General features: G+C 68.8%; 28 protein-coding genes. All 28 read right to left on the reverse strand.

What is annotated here, in order from left to right; all coding sequences use genetic code 11:
• Complete coding sequence (rpsD, locus tag B207_RS0120365; RefSeq protein ID WP_018638454.1) at positions 1-630, reverse strand: 30S ribosomal protein S4; 630 nt, start codon at positions 628-630, stop codon at positions 1-3.
• A gap of 35 nt (positions 631-665) precedes the next feature.
• Positions 666-1,070, reverse strand: coding sequence for a 30S ribosomal protein S11 (rpsK, locus tag B207_RS0120370; RefSeq protein ID WP_018638455.1), 405 nt, complete (start codon positions 1,068-1,070; stop codon positions 666-668).
• Positions 1,071-1,148: 78 nt separating this feature from the next.
• A complete protein-coding gene (rpsM, locus tag B207_RS0120375; protein WP_018638456.1) occupies positions 1,149-1,529 on the reverse strand; it encodes a 30S ribosomal protein S13 in 381 nt (126 codons plus the stop codon).
• Between the two features lie 218 nt (positions 1,530-1,747).
• Positions 1,748-1,861: a 50S ribosomal protein L36 gene (rpmJ, locus tag B207_RS0120380; protein WP_003956441.1), complete on the reverse strand. Its 114-nt coding sequence runs from the start codon at positions 1,859-1,861 to the stop codon at positions 1,748-1,750.
• Between the two features lie 55 nt (positions 1,862-1,916).
• Positions 1,917-2,138 (reverse strand): translation initiation factor IF-1, encoded by a 222-nt coding sequence (gene infA / locus B207_RS0120385; RefSeq protein ID WP_006541558.1) that lies wholly within the window; start codon positions 2,136-2,138, stop codon positions 1,917-1,919.
• A 217-nt stretch (positions 2,139-2,355) separates the two neighbouring features.
• Complete coding sequence (gene map, locus B207_RS0120390) at positions 2,356-3,198, reverse strand: type I methionyl aminopeptidase (RefSeq protein ID WP_018638457.1); 843 nt, start codon at positions 3,196-3,198, stop codon at positions 2,356-2,358.
• A 255-nt stretch (positions 3,199-3,453) separates the two neighbouring features.
• On the reverse strand, positions 3,454-4,107 hold the full coding sequence (locus B207_RS0120395) for an adenylate kinase (RefSeq protein WP_018638458.1): 654 nt from the start codon (positions 4,105-4,107) through the stop codon (positions 3,454-3,456).
• Complete coding sequence (gene secY / locus B207_RS0120400) at positions 4,107-5,399, reverse strand: preprotein translocase subunit SecY (protein ID WP_018638459.1); 1,293 nt, start codon at positions 5,397-5,399, stop codon at positions 4,107-4,109. Before secY ends, B207_RS0120395 begins: the two co-directional genes overlap by 1 nt.
• A 353-nt stretch (positions 5,400-5,752) precedes the next feature.
• Positions 5,753-6,250: a 50S ribosomal protein L15 gene (gene rplO / locus B207_RS0120405; RefSeq protein ID WP_018638460.1), complete on the reverse strand. Its 498-nt coding sequence runs from the start codon at positions 6,248-6,250 to the stop codon at positions 5,753-5,755.
• A complete protein-coding gene (rpmD, locus tag B207_RS0120410; RefSeq protein WP_018638461.1) occupies positions 6,250-6,435 on the reverse strand; it encodes a 50S ribosomal protein L30 in 186 nt (61 codons plus the stop codon). The genes rplO and rpmD overlap by 1 nt, the downstream gene beginning before the upstream one ends.
• A complete protein-coding gene (rpsE, locus tag B207_RS0120415; protein WP_006539149.1) occupies positions 6,435-7,043 on the reverse strand; it encodes a 30S ribosomal protein S5 in 609 nt (202 codons plus the stop codon). The genes rpmD and rpsE overlap by 1 nt, the downstream gene beginning before the upstream one ends.
• A gap of 29 nt (positions 7,044-7,072) precedes the next feature.
• Positions 7,073-7,447 carry a 50S ribosomal protein L18 gene (gene rplR, locus B207_RS0120420; RefSeq protein WP_018638462.1) on the reverse strand — a complete coding sequence of 125 codons (375 nt, stop codon included), beginning with the start codon at positions 7,445-7,447 and terminating at the stop codon, positions 7,073-7,075.
• Between the two features lie 10 nt (positions 7,448-7,457).
• The gene (gene rplF / locus B207_RS0120425; RefSeq protein ID WP_018638463.1) at positions 7,458-7,994 is read right to left on the reverse strand and encodes a 50S ribosomal protein L6; all 537 of its coding nucleotides are present in this window, start codon (positions 7,992-7,994) and stop codon (positions 7,458-7,460) included.
• 13 nt (positions 7,995-8,007) lie between these two features.
• A complete protein-coding gene (gene rpsH / locus B207_RS0120430; RefSeq protein ID WP_018638464.1) occupies positions 8,008-8,415 on the reverse strand; it encodes a 30S ribosomal protein S8 in 408 nt (135 codons plus the stop codon).
• 95 nt (positions 8,416-8,510) lie between these two features.
• Positions 8,511-8,696: a type Z 30S ribosomal protein S14 gene (locus B207_RS0120435; protein ID WP_006539145.1), complete on the reverse strand. Its 186-nt coding sequence runs from the start codon at positions 8,694-8,696 to the stop codon at positions 8,511-8,513.
• A gap of 3 nt (positions 8,697-8,699) precedes the next feature.
• Entirely contained in the window at positions 8,700-9,269 is a 570-nt protein-coding gene (gene rplE / locus B207_RS0120440) for a 50S ribosomal protein L5 (RefSeq protein ID WP_018638465.1), read from the reverse strand.
• 30 nt (positions 9,270-9,299) lie between these two features.
• Positions 9,300-9,617, reverse strand: coding sequence for a 50S ribosomal protein L24 (gene rplX, locus B207_RS0120445; protein WP_026311263.1), 318 nt, complete (start codon positions 9,615-9,617; stop codon positions 9,300-9,302).
• Positions 9,618-9,629: 12 nt separating this feature from the next.
• Positions 9,630-9,998 carry a 50S ribosomal protein L14 gene (rplN, locus tag B207_RS0120450; protein ID WP_006539142.1) on the reverse strand — a complete coding sequence of 123 codons (369 nt, stop codon included), beginning with the start codon at positions 9,996-9,998 and terminating at the stop codon, positions 9,630-9,632.
• Between the two features lie 139 nt (positions 9,999-10,137).
• Positions 10,138-10,446 (reverse strand): 30S ribosomal protein S17, encoded by a 309-nt coding sequence (rpsQ, locus tag B207_RS0120455; RefSeq protein WP_018638467.1) that lies wholly within the window; start codon positions 10,444-10,446, stop codon positions 10,138-10,140.
• Between the two features lie 20 nt (positions 10,447-10,466).
• Complete coding sequence (rpmC, locus tag B207_RS0120460) at positions 10,467-10,715, reverse strand: 50S ribosomal protein L29 (protein WP_018638468.1); 249 nt, start codon at positions 10,713-10,715, stop codon at positions 10,467-10,469.
• Entirely contained in the window at positions 10,715-11,131 is a 417-nt protein-coding gene (gene rplP / locus B207_RS0120465; protein WP_018638469.1) for a 50S ribosomal protein L16, read from the reverse strand. The genes rpmC and rplP overlap by 1 nt, the downstream gene beginning before the upstream one ends.
• A gap of 5 nt (positions 11,132-11,136) precedes the next feature.
• Positions 11,137-12,090: a 30S ribosomal protein S3 gene (gene rpsC / locus B207_RS0120470; RefSeq protein ID WP_018638470.1), complete on the reverse strand. Its 954-nt coding sequence runs from the start codon at positions 12,088-12,090 to the stop codon at positions 11,137-11,139.
• Positions 12,090-12,512 (reverse strand): 50S ribosomal protein L22, encoded by a 423-nt coding sequence (rplV, locus tag B207_RS0120475; protein ID WP_018638471.1) that lies wholly within the window; start codon positions 12,510-12,512, stop codon positions 12,090-12,092. The genes rpsC and rplV overlap by 1 nt, the downstream gene beginning before the upstream one ends.
• A complete protein-coding gene (gene rpsS, locus B207_RS0120480) occupies positions 12,505-12,786 on the reverse strand; it encodes a 30S ribosomal protein S19 (protein ID WP_018505128.1) in 282 nt (93 codons plus the stop codon). The genes rplV and rpsS overlap by 8 nt, the downstream gene beginning before the upstream one ends.
• 75 nt (positions 12,787-12,861) lie before the next feature.
• The gene (gene rplB, locus B207_RS0120485) at positions 12,862-13,695 is read right to left on the reverse strand and encodes a 50S ribosomal protein L2 (RefSeq protein WP_018638472.1); all 834 of its coding nucleotides are present in this window, start codon (positions 13,693-13,695) and stop codon (positions 12,862-12,864) included.
• A gap of 58 nt (positions 13,696-13,753) precedes the next feature.
• A complete protein-coding gene (gene rplW / locus B207_RS0120490) occupies positions 13,754-14,050 on the reverse strand; it encodes a 50S ribosomal protein L23 (protein WP_018505130.1) in 297 nt (98 codons plus the stop codon).
• Positions 14,047-14,778 (reverse strand): 50S ribosomal protein L4, encoded by a 732-nt coding sequence (gene rplD, locus B207_RS0120495; protein ID WP_035741518.1) that lies wholly within the window; start codon positions 14,776-14,778, stop codon positions 14,047-14,049. The genes rplW and rplD overlap by 4 nt, the downstream gene beginning before the upstream one ends.
• Positions 14,775-15,488, reverse strand: coding sequence for a 50S ribosomal protein L3 (rplC, locus tag B207_RS0120500; protein WP_018638474.1), 714 nt, complete (start codon positions 15,486-15,488; stop codon positions 14,775-14,777). Before rplC ends, rplD begins: the two co-directional genes overlap by 4 nt.

The following is a 15,488-nucleotide window of genomic DNA, read 5'->3' on the forward strand; positions in this document are numbered from 1 at the left end:
CTACTTCGAGTAGAGCTCGACGATCAGCTGCTCCTGCACCTGGGTGTCGATCACCTGGCGAGCGGGCAGCGAGTGGACGAGCAGGCGCATCTGGCTGGGGATGGCCTCGATCCACGGCGGGACGGTGCGGCCGGTCCCCGCGGTCTCGCGGGCCACGATGAACGGGGTGAGCTCGCGCGACTTCGGCGCGATCTCCACGATGTCGTTCTCGGTGACCCGGTAGCTCGGGATGTCGACCTTGCGGCCGTTGACCTGCACGTGACCGTGCCGGACCGCCTGGCGGGCGGCGTCCCGGGACGGCGCGAAGCCACCCCGGTAGACCACGTTGTCCAGGCGCGACTCGAGGATCTTCAGCAGCTCGTCACCGGTCTTGCCGGCGCGGCGGTTCGCCTCGTCGTAGTAGCCCCGGAACTGCTTCTCGAGGATGCCGTAGATGCGCGCGCACTTCTGCTTCTCGCGCTTCTGCAGCAGGTACTCGGAGTCCTTCGTACGGCCCCGGCCGTGCTCGCCCGGCGGGTAGGGCCGGATCTCGATCGGGCACTTCGGGGTCTCGCACTTGCTGCCCTTGAGGAACAGCTTCGTCTTCTCGCGGCGGCAACGCTTGCAGTCCGCGCCGGTGTAACGGGCCATGCTCGTCCTTCTCTCTCGTATCCCTGGCGCGGACTTCAGACCCGGCGACGCTTCGGCGGGCGGCAGCCGTTGTGCGGGGTGGGTGTGACGTCCTGGATGGCACCGACCTCGAGGCCGGCGGCCTGCAGCGAGCGGATCGCCGTCTCCCGGCCGGAGCCGGGACCCTTGACGAAGACATCGACCTTGCGCATCCCGTGCTCCTGCGCCTTGCGGGCCGCGTTCTCCGCGGCCATCTGCGCGGCGTACGGGGTCGACTTGCGGGAGCCCTTGAAGCCGACGTGCCCGGCCGAGGCCCAGGAGATCACGTTACCGCTCGGGTCGGTGATCGAGACGATCGTGTTGTTGAACGTGCTCTTGATGTGAGCGTGCCCGTGGGCGACGTTCTTCTTTTCTTTGCGCCGGACCTTCTTGACGCCGGCAGTGCGTGTCTTGGGAGGCATAAACCCGTGGTCTCCGTCTGTGAGGTCGTCGGTCAGCGGTCGGCACCCGGGTACGCGTGGCCCGGGCGGAGCCGATGACTACTTCTTGCCGGCCTTCTTCTTCCCGGCGATGGCACGGCGCGGGCCCTTGCGGGTGCGCGCGTTGGTGTGCGTGCGCTGGCCGTGGACCGGAAGGTTGCGGCGGTGACGGAGACCCTGGTAGCAGCCGATCTCCATCTTGCGGCGAATGTCCTGCTTGATCTCGCGGTTGAGATCGCCCTCGACGCGGTAGTTGGCGTCGATCCACTCCCGGAGCTTCTGGACCTCTTCGTCGGTGAGGTCACGGACCCGGGTGTCGGGGTTGACGCCGGTGGCGGCGAGGGTGTCCCGAGAGCGGCTGCGGCCGATCCCGAAGATGTAGGTCAGCGCGATCTCGACCCGCTTCTCGCGGGGAAGATCTACGCCGGACAGGCGTGCCATGAAACGGTGGTTCCTTCCTGCATCCGGAGGTCTCGGACGACACCGCCCCCGCCCTGCCCGGTGACGAGGCCGCCCTCACGGCGGACATCGACCCGATAACAGACGAGGCCCCGGCCTCCGACCGGGGGTGGAACCGCTGGACGCGGTCTGGCGTCGCTCCTGACGGCGGGCCGATGGCCCACCGGGTCGGCGGCGGGCCGATGGCCCACCACCCGTCATCAGCCCTGGCGCTGCTTGTGACGCAGGTTGTCGCAGATGACCATGACACGCCCGTGACGGCGGATCACCTTGCACTTGTCGCAGATCTTCTTCACGCTCGGCTTGACCTTCACGGCCGCACGAACCTCCACACGCAGCCGTGGGCCGCGCTCGATGATGGAATGACGACTACTTGTAGCGGTAGACGATGCGACCGCGGGACAGGTCGTAGGGCGAGAGCTCCACCACCACGCGGTCCTCGGGAAGGATCCGGATGTAGTGCTGACGCATCTTGCCACTGATGTGGGCGAGCACTCGATGACCGTTCTGGAGCTCCACCCGGAACATGGCGTTCGGGAGCGGCTCCACCACTCGGCCCTCGATCTCGATGGCCCCGTCCTTCTTCGGCATGTCCTCCGCTGTCCTGACGTCGACGCTGGGATGACGGCCCGGACGCGCATGGCGGGCACCCACACAGCCCTGGCAGGGCGCTCACGCAACACCACCGCACCGAATCACCGCCTCAACGGCGGTGCCCGACGACGCTGGAGACCGTCAACTCATGAGTGTACGTGCCGGCTCCGTCAAGGGCCAACAGGGGCCCTGCACATTCTCACGGCACGCATCCTCACGGGGCGGTCGGCGCGTCTGCGGGCTGCCCGCAGACCACTCCGAGCTCGGCAAACCGCGCGACTCCGCCATCCGGCTCGGTGAGGACCCACGGACCACGCGGAGTCACAGCCACCGAGTGCTCGGTGTGAGCCGCGAGCGAGCCGTCCTTCGTCGCGACCGTCCACTCGTCCGCAAGCACGACCGTCTCCGCCGAACCCAGAGTGATCATCGGCTCGATGGCAAGTGCGACACCCTCGACCAGCTTCAGGCCGCGGCCAGGCCGTCCGTAGTTCAACACGTGCGGAGGCTGGTGCATCTCGGAGCCGATCCCGTGGCCTCCGTAGTGGTCGACGATGCCGTAGCCGTGCGGCGTGATGTGCCGCTCCACCGCGTTGCTGATGTCGGTCAGCCGGCCACCGAGCTGGGCCGCCGCCAGACCACGCCACAGCGCCTCGTCGCAGACCCGCAGCATGTCGAGAACCTCCTGCGGGACCTCGCCCACCGGGACGGTGATCGCGGCGTCGCCGTGCCAGCCCTCGACGATCGCGCCGCAGTCGATGGAGATGATGTCGCCCTCACGCAGCACCCGGCGCCGGCTGGGGATCGCGTGCACCACCTCGTTGTTCACCGAGCTGCAGATCGACGCGGGGTACGGAGGATGGGCGTAGCCCTTGAAGGACGGAATGCCGCCGTCATCGCGGATCGTCTTCTCCGCGAGCGCGTCCAGGTCCGCGGTGGTCACGCCGGGCGCGACCGCCTCCCGCAGCTTGGCCAGGGTCTTCGCGACGAGCAGCCCGGCCACCCGCATCCTGGCGATCTCAGCTGCCGTCTTGATCTGGACGTGCTCTCGACGTGCCACGCTGGTTCGGTCCCGTCCTCAGTAGTTTTCGCCCGCGCAGGTGTCCGGTGTGGTCACCGGACAGGGGCAAGCGTCCGGAACACCGAGACCAGGGCACTTCCGCCCCATCGACGATAGCTGCCTGGCGCAGGGTCGACGAACACGGTGCCCGACCACCCGCCTCCTGGAACGGCTCTCTCGTTCAGGGAGGCCACCGCGGCGCCTCGTGCCGGCAGGGGAACTCAGCAACCCGGCACGAGCGCCCGCCGCCCGCCCTCAGTCGCCGTAGTGGCGCAGCGCGTCCAGCGCCCGGTCGGTCACGTTGTCCACCGGTCCGGTGGCGTCGATGCCGATGAGGATGCCCTTGGCCGCGTAGTAGGCGACGAGCGGAGAGGTCTGCTCCGCGTACACCTCCAGACGGTGGCGGACGGTCTCGGAGCGATCGTCGTCACGCTGGAACAGCTCGCCCGAACAGCGGTCGCAGACGTCCTCGACGCGCGGCGGATCGAAGTCGAGGTGCCAGATGTGGCCACAGCTTCGGCAGGTCCGGCGGCCGGAGAGCCGGCGGACGACCTCGTCGTCGTCCACGACCAGCTCGAGCACGACATCCAGCCGCGTACTCAACGCGTCGAGCATGCCGCCGAGCACTTCCGCCTGCGGGACGTTACGCGGGAAGCCGTCGAGCAGGAAGCCCTTGACCGCGTCGTCCTCGGCGAGCCGGTTGCGCACCATGCCGATGGTTATCTCGTCGGGAACGAGGTCACCGGCATCCATGTAGGTTTTCGCCTTGACGCCCAACTCGGTGCCTTCGCGGACGTTTGCCCGGAAGATGTCACCAGTGGAGATCTTCGGAATGGACCGCGCCTGGGCGATGAAGGCGGCCTGCGTCCCCTTACCTGCTCCGGGCGGTCCGACCAGTACGAGGCGCACTACCGGAGGAAACCTTCGTAGTTGCGCAGCATGAGCTGGCTTTCAATCTGTTTCACGGTCTCCAGCCCCACTCCCACCATGATCAGCACCGATGTACCAGCGAACGGGAAGGGCTGGTCCTTGGTCAGGTTGAGAAGCGCCAACGGCAACACCGTGATGACCCCCAGGAACAACGAGCCAGGGAGGGTGATGCGGGACAGCACGTGGTCCAGGTACTCGGCCGTTGGACGGCCGGGCCGGATCCCCGGGATGAACCCGCCGTACTTCTTCATGTTGTCGGCCACCTCCGTCGGGTTGAAGGTGATCGCGACATAGAAGTACGTGAAAAAGATGATCAGCGCGAAGTAGGCCGCCAGATAGAGCGGGTGGTCACCTCGGGAGAGATAGCGCTGTTCGAAGTCCTGGAATGTCGCGTTGCTCCACACCTGACCCAGTAGCTGCGGGAGTTGGAGCAGTGACGAGGCGAAGATGACCGGGATGATGCCGGCCTGGTTCACCTTGATCGGCAGATAGGTGGACGTCCCGCCGTACATCCGGCGGCCGATGAGCCGCTTGGCGTACTGGACCGGGATACGTCGCTGCGACTGCTCGACGAAGACGACGAACACCAGGATCGCCAGGCCCAGCAGGATCACCAGACCGAAGACGACGCCGCCGGCGACCTGCAGGATGCGGCCGCCCTGCGAGGGGAGCTGGGCCGCGATCGAGGTGAAGATCAGCAGCGACATGCCGTTACCGACACCCCGAGCCGTGATCAGCTCACCCATCCACATGATGACGGCGGTCCCCGCGGTCATCGTGATCACGATGGTGATGATCCGGAAGAGGCTCGTGTCCGGGATAATCGCGGCGGTGCAGCCGGGAAAGAGCCGGCCGCTGCGCGCGAGGGCGACGATGCCGGTGGCCTGCAGGACTCCCAGTGCGATCGTCAGATATCGGGTGTACTGGGTGAGTTTCTGCTCACCCGAACTGCCTTCCTTCTTCAGCTGTTCCAGTCGCGGGATGACCACCACGAGAAGCTGGATGATGATGCTCGCCGTGATGTACGGCATGATGCCGAGCGCGAACACCGACAGCTGCAGGAGCGCGCCACCGCTGAAGAGGTTGATCAGCGAGTAGACGTTGTTGCTGTCCTCACTCGCCGAGTCGAGACACGCGTTCACCGCCGCCGTGGAGACGCCGGGCGACGGCATGACGCTGCCCAGGCGGAACAGGACGACCACGCCCAGGGTGAAGAGCAGTTTCTTCCGCAGGTCGGGCGTGCGGAAGGCCCGCGTGAAGGCGGTGAGCACGACTCCTCCTGCTGATCCATACGGCTGACGGGACAGGCGCGGTGTTTGGTACGGATCCCCGCCGGCCCTCGAAGCCGGACCGTACGCGGTGAGGCGACTCTAACAGCACCTGAGGCTTACTCGTCCGGACATCACGCGCGGTAGGCACTGGTGTACCGGGCAGCTGGAGCGGCGGGGTGGCACCACCGACGTTCGGACGGACCACCCCCAGAGTGTCAGACGTCCAGCACAGGTGCCAGCAACCACGGCCGAACTCGGCGACGACAGGTGTCCACCGGCGCCCGGCCGGATGCCACCGGCACAAAGCAAACGCCTCGGGACGGGCGTGGTCACGCCCGTCCCGAGGCGAACGGTCATGCCTGGGTGACGGTGCCTCCGGCAGCCTCGATCTTCTGCTTCGCCGAACCGGAGAAGGCATGTGCGGTCACCTGGACCGCCACGCCGATCTCGCCGTCGCCGAGCACCTTGACCAGAGACTTCGACCGGACAGCACCGGCGGCCACCAGGTCGTCGACACCGACGGTGCCGCCGTCCGGGAAGAGCTCGCCGAGGGTGGCGACGTTCACCACCTGGTACTCGGTGCGGAACCGGTTGCGGAACCCCTTGAGCTTGGGGACCCGCATGTGCAGCGGCATCTGACCGCCCTCGAAGCGGATCGGCACCTGCTTGCGGGCCTTGGAGCCCTTGGTGCCACGCCCCGCCGTCTTGCCCTTGGAACCCTCACCGCGGCCCACCCGCTGCTTCTTCTTGTGGGCGCCCGGCGCGGGGTGAAGGTGGTGAACCTTCAGCCCACGGCCGCGGGGCTCCTCCGCGGTGGCGGAATCCTTCTTCTCCAGCGTCTTCTCGACCATCAGGAGTCCACCTCCTCGACCCGCACGAGATGGGTCACGGTCGCGATCATCCCACGCACCTCGGGACGATCGTCACGGACGGTGCTGCCGTTGATGCGGCGCAGGCCCAGCGTCCGCAGCGTCTCACGCTGGTTGCGGGTGCCGCCGATCTCGGAGCGGATCTGGGTGATGCGCAGCTTCGACATCAGGCACCGACCCCGGCCGCCCGGGCGCGCAGCATGGCCGGCGGAGCGACGTCCTCCAGCGGCAGGCCGCGACGGGCCGCGATCTCCTCCGGCCGCATCAGCCCGCGCAGCGCCGCCACAGTGGCGTGCACGATGTTGATCGGGTTGGACGACCCGAGGGACTTCGACAGGACGTCGTGCACTCCGGCGCACTCCAGCACCGCACGCACCGGGCCACCGGCGATGACGCCGGTACCGGGCGACGCCGGCTTGAGGAGCACGACGCCGGCGGCATCCTCACCCTGCACCGGGTGCGGGATGGTGGAGCCGATACGCGGCACCTTGAAGAAGTGCTTCTTGGCCTCTTCGACGCCCTTGGCGATGGCCGCCGGGACCTCCTTGGCCTTGCCGTAGCCGACGCCGACGGTGCCGTCCGCGTCACCCACGACGACAAGCGCGGTGAAGCTGAAGCGGCGACCGCCCTTGACGACCTTCGCCACCCGGTTGATGGCGACGACCCGCTCGACGTAAGCGGTCTTCTCCTGCGCCGGGCCACCGCCCGAACGGTCGCGGCGCTCGCGGCGGTCGGAACCGCCGGAGCCGCCTCCGCGGCGCTGCTGGCCTGGCATCTAGAACATCTCCCTAGTAACTGTGGTCATCAGAAGTTCAGCCCGCCCTCGCGGGCCGCGTCCGCCAGAGCGGCGATACGGCCGTGGTAGGTGCGACCGCCACGGTCGAAGACCACGGCGTCGACACCGGCGGCGCGGGCACGCTCCGCGACGATGCGGCCGACCTCGCGGGCCTTGGCGCTCTTGTCCCCGTCGGAGGCACGCAGGTCGACCTCCAGCGTGGACGCCGAGGCCAGGGTGTGGCCGGCGACGTCGTCGATGACCTGGGCATAGATGTGCCGCGAGGACCGGGTGACGACGAGACGCGGCCGGGTCGGCGTTCCCGCCACCTTCTTGCGCACGCGAACGTGGCGGCGGAGCTTGGCCGTCCGCCGGCGCGCGCTGGCGCTGAGGCTCACTGCCATGTCTGTCTACCTACTTCCCGGTCTTCCCGACCTTGCGGCGAACGACCTCGCCCTGGTAGCGCACACCCTTGCCCTTGTACGGGTCGGGCTTGCGCAGTCCGCGGATCTTGGCTGCGACCTCGCCGACCTGCTGCTTGTCGATGCCGTGCACGACAAAGCGGGTCGGGGTCTGCACCTCGAACCGGATGCCCTCGGGGGCCTTCACGGGGACCGGGTGGCTGTAGCCGAGTGCGAACTCCAGGTCCGAGCCCCGGGCCTGGACACGGTAACCGACCCCGACGATCTCCAGGGTCTTCGAGTATCCGTTGGTGACCCCGACGACCATGTTGGAGACCAGGGTGCGGGTGAGGCCGTGCAGCGAGCGGCTGCGCCGCTCGTCGTTCGGCCGGCTGACGACGATCTGACCGTCCTCGCGGGCGACCTCGATCGGCTCCACGACAGTGTGGCTCAGAGTGCCCTTGGGCCCCTTCACCGTCACCGTCAGGCCGTCGAGGCTCACCTCGACGCCGCTGGGAACACTGATGGGCTGGCGCCCGATCCGTGACATCGTTGCGCCTTCCTTACCAGACGTAGGCGAGGACTTCTCCGCCCACGCCCCGCTTGCCGGCCTGCCTGTCGGTCAGCAGCCCCGACGAGGTGGAGATGATCGCGACACCCAGGCCGCCAAGAACCTTCGGCAGACCCGTCGACTTCGCGTAGACGCGCAGACCGGGCTTGCTGATCCGCTTCACGCCCGCGATGGAACGCTCCCGGTTCGGGCCGTACTTCAGGTCGACGATCAGCGAACGGCCGACCGCGCCTTCGGCGGGGTCCTCGACGTGCCAGCCGAGGATGTAGCCCTCCTGCTGGAGGATCTCGGCGATGTGGGTCTTGATCTTGCTGTGCGGCATCACCACCCGGTCGTGATAAGCCCGGTTGGCGTTGCGGACACGGGTGAGCATGTCCGCGATCGGATCGGTCATCGTCATGGCTTGGCGCCTTTCTCACGGCGGTTCCCGCTCCTCGCGCCCCAGGGGCGCGCGGGCCTACCGCGATCGTGTGGGTACTACCAGGAGCTCCGGGACTACCAGGAGCTCTTTGTCACGCCAGGCAGTTCGCCGCGGTGGGCCATCTGCCGCAGGCACACCCGGCACAGTCCGAACACGCGGTACACCGAGCGCGGACGGCCACACCGCTGGCAGCGGGTGTAGCCGCGCACGGCGTACTTCGGCTTACGGGCGGCCTTTTCGACCAGCGCCTTCTTCGCCATCTCTCAGCTCTCCCGGAACGGGAAGCCCAGCGCCCTCAGCAGCGCCCGGCCCTCGTCGTCGTTGGTCGCGGTCGTGACGACCGTGATGTCCATGCCCCGGACCCGGTCGATCCTGTCGATGTCGATCTCATGGAAGATCGACTGCTCGGTCACACCGAACGTGTAGTTCCCCGCGCCGTCGAACTGCTTCGGCGACAGTCCGCGGAAATCGCGGATACGGGGCAGCGCGATCGAGACCAGCCGGTCGAGGAACTCCCACATGCGGTCGCCGCGCAGAGTCACCTTCGCCCCGATGGGCTGACCCTCCCGCAGCTTGAACTGGGCGATCGACTTCTTGGCCCGACGCACCGCGGGCTTCTGGCCAGTGATGGCCGCCAGGTCGCGGGTGGCGCCGTCGATCAGCTTCGCGTCCCGGGCGGCGTCGCCGACACCCATGTTGACGACGACCTTCACCACGCCGGGGATCTGCATGACGTTGCTGTAGGAGAACTCCTCCCGCAACGCCGGGGCGATCTCGGCGCGGTACCGCTGCTTCAGCCGAGGGACCGGCCGGGCTTCCGTGGTCACACTCATTGTCTCGTTTCCTAGCCTTGCGCCGGGGGCCTAGAGCTCGGCACCGGTGCGGCGCGAGATCCGGACCTTGGTGCCGTCCTCGTTGAAGCGGTAGCCGATGCGGGTCGGCCGGCCGTCAGACGGATCGACGATCATCACGTTGCTGACGTGGATCGGCGCCTCCTGGGTGACGATCCCGCCGGACTGCGAGCCGCGCTGGCTCTGCTGGACGCGGGTGTGCCGGGTGACCCGGTTCGCGCCCTCGACCACGACCTTGTTCTGGTCGGGGATGGCCCGGATGACCTTGCCCTTCAGGCCCCGGTCCTTACCTGTGACGATCTGGACCGTGTCGCCCTTCTTGATCTTCATACCGGCCACGGTCTACAGCACCTCCGGCGCCAGCGAAATGATCTTCATGAAACGCTTGTCCCGCAGCTCACGGCCGACCGGGCCGAAGATGCGGGTACCGCGGGGGTCTCCGCCATCGCGGATGAGGACCGCCGCGTTCTCGTCGAACCGGATGTAGGAGCCGTCCGGGCGCCGCCGCTCCTTGGTGGTGCGCACCACGACCGCCTTGACCACGTCGCCGCGCTTCACGCCGGCGCCGGGCAGGGCGTCCTTCACCGTTCCGACGATGATGTCGCCGATCCCCGCGTAACGACGCCCAGAGCCGCCGAGCACGCGGATGCACAGAATTTCCCTGGCTCCGGTGTTGTCGGCGACCCGAAGTCGCGACTCCTGCTGAATCACTTTCTGCTCCTGATCACCCGTTGCCGCCCGACCGCCGCCGGCCGGCTCTCTCCCCTGCCACCGGTGACGACCGCGAGGTCACCGCGCCCGGCCGGCCGGGGGCCCGCGCAGCACGCGAGCCCCCGAGGTCCCGAAGGACCTACTTCGCCTTCTCGAGGACCTGGACGACCCGCCAGCGCTTGGTGGCCGACAACGGCCGGGTCTCCATCAGCAGGACGCGGTCACCGACACCCACGTTGCCGCTCTCGTCGTGCGCCTTGACCCGCTTGGTGCGGCGGATCGTCTTGCCGTAGAGCGGGTGCTGGACCCGGTCCTCCACCGCGACGACGACCGTCTTCTGCATCTTCTCGCTGATGACCAGTCCCTCCCGCACCTTGCGGAAGCCACGCTCGGTGGACGCGTCCGCAGCAGCGGTGGTGGTCGTGCTGTCCGTGCTGGTGTCGCTCACTTCGTCTCCGCTCACTGCACTCACGCGTCCGAACCGGCGGCATCCGCCGCGACGGCCGGGTCATCGCTCAGGCCGAGCTCGCGCTCGCGCATGACCGTGTAGATCCGGGCGATGTCCCGGCGGACGTCACGCAGCCGCCGGTTGTTGCGCAGCTGCCCGGTCGCGCCCTGGAAACGGAGGTTGAACAGCTCCTCCTTGGCCTCCCGCAGCTTGTCCACCAGCTCGGTGCTGGACAGCGCGCGCAGGTCGTCCGCAGTCGTGACAGCCATCAGGCACCACCCTCACGGGTCACGAAACGGCACTTCATCGGCAGCTTGTGGATGGCGCGGCGCATCGCCTCGCGGGCGACGGGCTCGGCCACGCCGGAGAGCTCGAACATGATGCGTCCGGGCTTCACGTTCGCCACCCACCACTCCGGGGAGCCCTTACCGGAACCCATTCGGGTCTCAGCGGGCTTCTTGGTGAGCGGACGGTCCGGGTAGATGTTGATCCAGACCTTTCCACCACGCCGGATGTGCCGGGTCATCGCGATACGCGCCGACTCGATCTGCCGGTTCGTCACGTAGGCCGGCTCCAGGGCCTGGATCGCGTATTCGCCGAAGGCGATCCTGGTGCCGCCCTTGGCAGCGCCCGCCCGCTTGGGGTGGTGCTGCTTGCGGTGCGCGACCTTCCGGGGAATAAGCATGTTTCCTAACCCTCCGCCTTCTCCGGCGTGCCCTGGGTCTCGGTGACCGCCGGGGCCGACGTCGCTTCGGGCGCGGCAGGCGCGGCGGTCTCAGCCGGCGCAGTGCTGGCCGGCGTGGTCTCGGCCGTGGCCTTGTCAGCCGCGGCCTTCTCCGCACCGCCACCGCCGCCACCGCTACCACCGCGACCGCGCCGGTCGCCGGCACGAGCCGCCGCGCGGCCCGCGTCCGTTCCGCCCTGCGTGGTGCCCGAGGAACCCGAGCGCGGCCCGCGTCGCGGCCGCTCCCGGCGCTGCTGGCGCAGGAGCGCCTCCTGGGCCTCCCGCTCCGCGCGGCTCTGGACGATGTCGCCCTTGTAGATCCAGACCTTCACGCCGATACGGCCGAAGTTCGTCCGGGCCTCGTAAAAGCCGTAGTCGATGTCCGCGCGCAGCGTGTGCAGCGGCACCCGGCCCTCGCGGTAGAACTCGGACCGGCTCATCTCGGCGCCGCCGAGGCGACCCGAGCACTGCACCCGGATGCCCTTGGCGCCGCTCTTCATCGCCGACTGCATGGCCTTGCGCATCGCGCGGCGAAAGCTGACCCGGCTGGAGAGCTGCTCGGCGACGCCCTGTGCCACAAGCTGCGCGTCGACCTCGGGGTTCTTCACCTCGAGGATGTTGAGCTGCACCTGCTTGCCGGTGAGCTTCTCGAGGTCACCGCGGATGCGGTCGGCCTCGGCGCCACGCCGGCCGATCACGATGCCCGGGCGGGCGGTGTGGATGTCCACCCGCAGCCGGCCCTGGGTGCGCTCGATGTCGACCCTGCTGATGCCGGCCCGCTCCATGCCCTTGGACATCATCTTGCGGATCTTGACGTCCTCACCGACGTACGCCTTGTACTGCTTGTCGGCGTACCAACGGGAGGTGAACTCCGACGTGATGCCAAGTCGGAACCCGTGCGGGTTTACCTTCTGCCCCACTACCGGGCCCTCCTAGTCGTCCTGGCGCCGGCGCCCGTCGCGACCGGTTCCCGGCTCTCCACCACGATCGTGATGTGGCTGGTGCGCTTGCGGATCCGGTACGCCCGGCCCTGGGCGCGGGGCCGGATGCGCTTGAGCGTGGGTCCCTCGTCGACGAAGGCGGATGCGATCCACAGCGTCGCCGGGTCGAGATCGTGGTTGTTCTCGGCGTTCGCCACCGCGCTCGCCACGACCTTGTAGACATCCGTGCTCGCCGCCTGCGGCGCGAACCGCAGGATGTCGAGCGCCTCGCCGGCAGCCCGGCCACGGACCAGGTCGATGACCCGGCGGGCCTTCGTCGGGGAGGTGTGCACGTACCGGGCGGTCGCCCTGGCGCCGGGCAGGCCGGCGCGGGTCAGGCCATCGACGAGGTCGTCAGCCACGGCGTGACCTCCGGTCCTCCTTGACGTGCCCGCGGAAGGTGCGCGTGGGCGCGAACTCGCCGAGCTTGTGCCCGACCATTCCCTCGGTGATGAACACGGGGACGTGCTTGCGCCCGTCGTGCACCGCGATGGTGTGACCCAGCATGTCGGGGATCACGGTCGAACGACGCGACCAGGTCCGGATGACGTGCTTGGTGCCCTTCTCGTTCTGAACGTCCACCTTCTTGAGCAGGTGGTCGTCGACGAACGGGCCCTTCTTAAGACTGCGTGGCATGGCTGTGTCTCCTCCTTCCTGCTCAGTGGTGGGGGTGGGTCAGGGTGACCGATGACCGGGCGAACAGAGCCATTGCTACCGCCGCCTGTTCTGCTTGCGACGCCGGACGATCAGCGCGTCGCTCGACTTCTTGGTGCGCCGGGTCCGGCCCTCGGGGCGGCCCTTCGGGTTGACCGGGTGGCGGCCACCGGAGGTCTTGCCCTCACCACCACCGTGCGGGTGGTCGACCGGGTTCATCGCGACACCGCGGACGGTGGGACGACGGCCCTTCCAGCGCATCCGGCCGGCCTTGCCCCAGTTGATGTTGCTCTGCTCGGCGTTGCCGACCTCGCCGACGGTGGCGCGGCAGCGCACGTCGACGTTACGGATCTCGCCGGAGGGCATCCGGAGCTGCGCGTACGGGCCGTCCTTGGCGACGAGCTGCACACTGGTGCCGGCGCTGCGAGCGATCTTGGCGCCGCCGCCGGGACGCAGCTCGATGGCATGGACCACGGTGCCGGTCGGGATGTTGCGCAGCGGCAGGGCGTTGCCCGGCTTGATGTCCGCGCCGACGCCCGAGCTGACCATGTCGCCCTGGCGCAGCTTCACCGGGGCGAGGATGTAGCGCTTCTCGCCGTCGAGGTAGTGCAGCAGAGCGATCCGCGCGGTGCGGTTCGGGTCGTACTCGATGTGCGCGACCTTGGCCGGCACACCGTCCTTGTCCCGCCGGAAGTCGATGATCCGGTAGGCGCGCTTGTGACCGCCGCCCTGGTGCCGGGTCGTGATCCGCCCGTGGACGTTGCGGCCGCCCTTGGAGTGCAGCGGGCGGACGAGCGACTTCTCCGGGTGATCACGGGTGATCTCGACGAAGTCCGCGACGCTCGACCCACGACGCCCCGGCGTCGTCGGCTTGTACCTGCGAATACCCATGTTCTACTTCCGATCCGACGCCGGGCCGAGCGGCACCCGGGTACGCCCCACGCGGGTGTCAGGCACCGGGGCCTCCGAAGATCTCAATGCTGTCACCGGGCGCGAGGCTGACGAGCGCCCGCTTGGTGGCCGAGCGGTGTCCCCAGCCGTGCTTGGTCCGCTTGCGCTTGCCCGCCCGGTTGATCGTGTTGACCCGGGTGACCCGCACGTTGAAGATCTTCTGCACGGCGAGCTTGATCTGGGTCTTGTTCGCGTCGGGGCGAACGATGAACGTGTAGACGTTCTCGTCGAGCAGGCCGTAGCTCTTCTCGGAGACGACCGGCCGGAGAATGATGTCTCGCGGGTCGGGGATCACTTGTCCTCCTCCTCGCTGGCCGAGGTGCCAGCCGAGGCCGCCGGACGTGAGCCGCGGCCGAGGAACGCGGTGAGCGCGCCCTCGGTGAAGACCACGTCGTCACTCACCAGCACGTCATAGGTGTTGAGCTGGCCCGGGTCGAGCAGGTGGACCTCGGCCACGTTGCGCAGGCTGAGCCAGGTCAGCTCGTCCGAGCGGGAGGCCACGACCAGGACACGGCGCGCGTCGACCAGGCTGGTCAGCGCGGCCACCGCCGACTTCGTCGACGGGGCGTCCCCGGCGACCAGCGACGAGACCACGTGCACCCGGTTGTTGCGGGCCCGGTCCGACAGGGCCCCGCGCAGCGCGGCGGCCTTCATCTTCTTGGGTGTCCGCTGGTCGTAGTTGCGCGGCGTCGGGCCGTGGACGATGCCACCGCCGGTGAACTGCGGCGCGCGCAGCGAGCCCTGCCGAGCCCGGCCGGTGCCCTTCTGGCGGTAGGGCTTGCGCCCACCGCCGCGGACCTCGCCACGGGTCTTCGTCGAGTGCGTGCCCTGCCGGGCCGCGGCGAGCTGCGCCACGACCACCTGGTGGATCAGCGGCACGTTCACCGGCACGTCGAACACCGCGCCGGGCAGCTCGACGCTGCCTGCGTCGCCGCCCGCGGGGGCGTGCACCGGGACCGTGCGGTCCGTGGGCGCATCCGCCTCGGCGGGGGCTTCCTTCGTCATCGATGCCGTCGGGCTCATGCCGAGGCCTCCTCACCGGTGCCGGCGGCCGCGGTGGCCGCGACCGGAGCGGCCGGCTCCGGAGCGGGGCGCTTGGCCGCGCTGCGAACGAAGACCAGACCGCCGTCGGGGCCGGGAATCGCGCCCTTGATCAGCAGGAAGCCGCGCTCGGTGTCGACGGCGTGGATGGTCAGCCCGGCCACGGTCACGCGGTCGTGCCCCATCCGGCCGGCCATCCGCAGGCCCTTGAAGACCCGTCCCGGAGTGGCGCAGCCGCCGACGGAACCCGGGGAGCGGTGCTTGCGCTCGACGCCGTGACCGGCGCCCAGGCCCTTGAAGCCGTGCCGCTTCATGACGCCGGCGAAGCCCTTGCCCTTGGAGGTACCGGTGACGTCGACCACCTGGCCGGCGTCGAACACCTCACCGGTCAACTGCTGGCCGGGGCGGTAGTTACCGGCGTCGGCGGTACGCAGCTCCACCAGATGCCGCCGGGGAGTGACACCCGAGGTCTCGAAGTGGCCACGCAGCGGCTTGTTGATCCGCCGCGGGTCGATCTCGCCGTAGCCGAGCTGGACGGCCGAATAGCCGTCGGAGTCGGGTGTCTTGACCTGGGTCACGACGTTGGGGCCGGCCTGAATGACGGTGACCGGCACGACGCGGTTGTTCGCGTCCCATACCTGGGTCATCCCGAGCTTGGTGCCCAGGAGCCCTCTGTAGTTGCGGTTGAGCAT

It is taken from the genome of Parafrankia elaeagni (assembly GCF_000374165.1).
Classification (GTDB): Bacteria; Actinomycetota; Actinomycetes; order Frankiales; family Frankiaceae; genus Parafrankia; species Parafrankia elaeagni.